Here is a 4,982-nt window from a genome sequence, read left to right on the forward strand (position 1 = left end):
TTGGGTGTTGGTATCCCGCTGCTGTTCCTGATTCCGGTTGGTCTGGCTTCGCAGATGAATATTCCGGGTCTGTCGGACTTTGTTGCTCCGATTAACAAGCAGATTCGGGATCTGAATACTCAGCTGCAGAAGCAGGCTGGTGTGTTCAATGGTCCGCTGGCTGGCAAGATGGCTGGTATCGATGCGCAGCTGAAGCGTTTCGGTGTTGATCATCAGCAGGCTGCTGGTGCTGTGGCTCTGATTGCTGCTGGTGCTCTGGCTATTGGCCTTATCGCTGATGCTTGTGCGCCGGGTGGAGGTTCCTCTAACGGTTCCTCCAAGTAAGAGAGACACTGACGCATACCGAGGGCCAGTCGGCCCAAAGTGGCCGGCTGCCATATAGAAGGTCAGTCTAAAGACCAGGCCCCCTTTTCCACCGTTTCCCTGCGGTGGGGAGGGGGTCTCGGTGATCCTAGGGTTCGGGGCGGGGGCACTGGGCAGCCGGTGCCCGGTAGGAGTGGGATGGTGGGAATAGGGGGACGTCGCCAAGCAATGCAGTGCTAAAAGTATGCGATAATTCGAGAATGACTACCGTAGGCGACATCGCAGGCCAGATCGGAACCCCTCTGACAGGAAACGCCACCAAGGTGCTGCTCTTGGGAGCGGGTGAGCTGGGCAAGCAGTTGGTAATTGCCTTTCAGAACTTAGGGCTTGAGGTTCACGCCGTGGACCGCTACGCAGGAGCACCCGCGCAGCAGCTTGCGCACTTTAGCTACATTGCAGACATTAGGGACCCGTACAAGGTGTGGGAGCTGACTGAGAAGATCAAGCCAGACTACGTGGTCCCAGAGGTGGAAACCGTCGCGGTGGAGGCGCTGAAGCGTATTGAAGAGTTCGGCACAACCGTCGTGCCCTCGGCGCGGGCGTGTGAGCTGACACAGTGTCGGGAGAGCGTGCGTGAGGTAGCTGAAAGCATCGGCCTGCCCGTCACTGCCTATCGCTTTGCTGAGTCCGCTGAGGAGCTGCAAGAGGCAGTGGGGGAGTTGGGGCTGCCGTGCATCGTGAAGCCGGATATTACGACCTCCGGGAAGGGCCACATCCTTCTTAAAGAAGAAGAGGACGTGGAGGAGGCCTGGGCCATGGTGCGCCACGTGTCCTCGGAGTATAAGCGCGTAGTGGTGGAGCGCTTCGTTGACTTTGATTATGAGGTCACGCTGCTTGCTGTGCGTTCCATCGACCCGGCTACGGGCAAGATGGCGACGTGGTTTAGTGAGCCCATTGGTCACCGCCACGAGAAGGGGGATCTGGTGGAGTCCTGGCAGCCGATGGCTATGAGTGAGGACGCGCTGGCGAACGCACGCTCCGTTGCGGCGCGTATCTCCAATGAATTGGGAGGGCGCGGTGTTTATGGCGTTGAGCTCTTCGTAGCGGGTGATGAGGTGTACTTCTCCTCTGTCTCGCCGCGTCCTTTGGATACCGCAATGCTGACTGGATACACACAGCGCTTCTCTGAGTTTGAACTCCATGTCCGCGCAATGTTGGGCTTCCCGATCGATGTGACGTTGGTCAGCCCCGGTGCGGCAGTCATTCTGCACGCGGACGCTGAGCTTGATGATGTCTCCTACTCCGGCCTCGATGCTGCCATGGCTTATGAGGAGACGGACGTGCGTCTGTTTGGTAAGCCGTGGGCGTATGCAGGGCGCCGAATGGGGATGGTGGCTACGACTGCTGAGGATGTTGAGACAGCCCGCGACAGGGCGGCACTCGCGGCGGCGAAGATTACTGTGGAGTCGGGCTCGTCTTCAGGGGGAGACCAGGTGGATGCACAGCCAGTGACGGCTGCTGGCTCGCCGGTCTCCGACATCGAGGTTATTGAGGTCCCTGAGCCGGTCGTCGACGTTGATCCGAAGCTCACGCGTTCCGCGGATGATTAATGAGGGCTCGGCGAGCCATAAAACTGATTAATGGGGGTAGTGGTCTAAGCCCCGTGGGATGAGGTTTCTAATGGGGAATGACGGCCGTGCTTTGTGCACGGCCGTTTCGCGTGTCTGCGAGGTGTAGCGGTAAGGGTGCTAAGTGCTCGCGAGTACGAGCTTTCGCGGGCCTTGGGGTGCTACTAGGTCGCGGGGGATCGTAGGTATCGCAGGTGCTTACAAGGGGATTAGGCCAGCGGGGGCGCGCACAGTGCTGTTGCGCTGGCGGAAGGTTTCCTTGCGCAATCCGGGTGGGAAAAAACTGATATGCAAACTTAGTAAATCTTAGATTGAGTATTATAAGAAATACTTAGAAGTTGACGATGTGAAGGAAAAATAGAACAAGTGGGCGGTAGATAGGAGCTGCCTGACTTGAAAACGGTCTAGTGCAGCATAAATACGCTCCAACTTGGGTATAGGCGAAATTTATAGAGCAATGAGATACCTTGCAGCTTCCTGTGTCGAATGATAGTCTCTTGAGTGGACTATAAGAGTTCGTGAGATTCGTGAGAAGAATCGCCGGTAAAGGTGTAAAAACCTACGTCCCGATTTCAGATTGGTTCAGTGGTCTAAGGCTGCTGTGCAGAAAACTTGTAGACATTCACATCATTCGAAGAGGAAACGATGAGTAGATTAAGGAATATCTCCAGAGAGGGGTGGATGGTCTTTACTGCTGTGCTTACAGCAATTGCAGTAATTGCAGCCATGGTTACCGTTCCCTGGGCGAAGGCCGGCGCGGCCGAGCCGACTGATTTCGTGCCTAACACCACCTTGGGCGCTGAAAATGCGAAAATTGGCGGAGATCATAGCTGGGGCCAGCTTGTGTGGGCTGGTGTTCCGCCAGAAGGTGCGAGAAACCCTCACAAGAACAACGATGTCGGATGGGGCTGGTGTATTGATTACACTGTTGCCGATCCCATGCTCAAGAAGGGCAGCTACAAGAAGTCCACAGCAGGTGCGATTCGCTTTGATGACCCGAAGTTCCAGAATGCGGCAATCGGCATTGCAATGAAGCTGCGTGATGCTACGGCGGCTGGCGATAAGAAACTTGCTAACCGTTACAGCGTTTACTTGGCAGCGCTCGTCTCTGATGCGTCGGGTAGGGCTGCCGCGATTAAGTTTATTCACGCAAACGACGGCGGAAATGTCTCTGGTCTGGCACGTCCGCTCCACGGGTTCGACGGCAATTCGGAGGATTTCACGGCGAACACGGGGCTGCGCATTCTAAAGGACAATGCCCAAACGCTCGACCAGCAGTTTGAAGCCGATCCGTCGGTTACTATCCCTGAGCAGCCGGCGGATGCCTTCATCACTGTGGTTGGCCCTAACGGCATAACCACTCATAACAGTGGTGGGGGACAGCGTGTGGTTCCGATTGACCAGCCTGGTCTGCCGGATGATGGCGGCGAGAATCCGGGTAAGGATGAGGAGAGCAACCCGAATCCGAAGCCGACTCCGTCGGAAAGCACTGAGACTGAGCCGTCCACGACCGATGAGCAGACCACCGAGGAGACCACTTCTGAGGAAACCACGTCTGAGAGCTCTGAGGCTGAGACGACTTCTGAGGAGCCGACCACGGAGGAGACGACCGAACCGTCTGAGCCGTCGACGACCGATGAGCAGACCACGGAGGAAACCACCTCTGAGGAAACGCCATCTGAGAGCACCGACGAGTCGACGACCGAGGAAACTGAGGAGCCGACTCCGACCCCGACCACTGACGTAGTTCCGGAGCCGACCCCGACGACTTCTCAGCAGGAGAAGCCGCGCAAGCCGGAGATCAAGACCCAGGCCAAGTTTGATGGTGACAAGCAGCAAGTTGTTGCTGGCGCAACCGTCATTGACACGGTTCACTACGAGGACTTGGTTCCTGGTAAGAAGTACACCCTGAAGGCCGAACTTCGTAACAAGGCTGCTGACGCTAATGGCGAGCACGCTGTCGTTGGTACCGGCTCGCAGGAATTCACTGCGGAAGCTGAGTCCGGCGACGTTGCGGTAAAGATTAACGTCGATAAGCAGCTCGAGTCCCCGATCGCTGCTGCCGTTGCTTTCGAGAAGCTCTTCTCTTCCGAGGTAGACAAGGATGGCAACGACATCTCCGGCTCCCATGAGGAGAAGGAGATTGCCACTCACGAGGACATCAACGACGAAGCACAGACCGTTATCACTGTCTGGAACCCTGAAATCGGTACGACGGCCAAGTTTAAGGACGGCAACCGCGTTGTTGAGGGCGCCACGGTTATCGACACCGTGACGTATAAGGACCTTGTTCCGGGTAAGAACTACACCCTGAAGGCAAAACTGATCTCCAAGGAAGACGGCACTACCGTTCTGGGTGAGGCTACCCACACCTTCACTGCGGAGAACTCTGCTGGCTCTGAGGACGTTGAGATCGTCGTCAACGACAAGGCCAAGGACGGCGTTACCGCTGCAGTTGCTTTTGAGAAGCTCTTCTCTTCCGAGGTAGACGAGGACGGCAACGATATCTCCGGCTCCACCGAGGAGAAGGAGATTGCTAAGCATGAGGATATCAACGACGAGGCACAGACTGTGACCTCTGAGCTGAACCCGTCGATTAAGACCAAGGCTGAATTCGATAATGCTAAGCAGGTTGCTGCCGGCGTCGTAGTTAAGGACACTGTTTCTTACACCGACCTAGTTCCGGGTAAGGAATACACTCTTAAGGCAGAGCTGCGTAACAAGGCTCTCAACGAGAACGGTGAGCATGCTGTTATCGGTCGTGGTGACCTGACCTTCACTCCGAAGAGCTCTGTAGGTGAGGTCGTTGTTGACATCAAGGTCAATGAGGACCTTGAGGGTGTAGTCAAGACTGCGGTTGCATTCGAGAAGCTGTACTCCAAGCAGGTTGATGAAACCGGTAAGGATGCTCCGAAGAACGAGGGTGACGGAAATGAGATCACCACGCACGAGAACATCAACGACGAAGATCAGACTGTGACCTCTGAGGAGGAGCCGTCTGAGTCGACGACCCCGGAGAACCCGGGTGAGGAGACCACTCCGAACCAGCCG

General features: G+C 56.2%; 3 protein-coding genes. All 3 read left to right on the forward strand.

The annotated features are described in order from the left end of the window. Nucleotides 1-324, forward strand: a 324-nt coding sequence (locus HMPREF2743_RS12745; protein WP_168167315.1) for a hypothetical protein, incomplete at its 5' end; no start/stop codon positions are given. Nucleotides 325-563: 239 nt separating this feature from the next. Continuing rightward, nucleotides 564-1,913 (forward strand): formate-dependent phosphoribosylglycinamide formyltransferase, encoded by a 1,350-nt coding sequence (purT, locus tag HMPREF2743_RS05535; RefSeq protein ID WP_070818350.1) that lies wholly within the window; start codon nt 564-566, stop codon nt 1,911-1,913. A 714-nt stretch (nt 1,914-2,627) separates the two neighbouring features. Then, a partial coding sequence (locus tag HMPREF2743_RS12750) for a VaFE repeat-containing surface-anchored protein (RefSeq protein WP_198531375.1) occupies nt 2,628-4,982 on the forward strand: 2,355 nt, incomplete at its 3' end.

The organism is Corynebacterium sp. HMSC036D02, from assembly GCF_001836165.1.
Lineage (GTDB): Bacteria > Actinomycetota > Actinomycetes > Mycobacteriales > Mycobacteriaceae > Corynebacterium.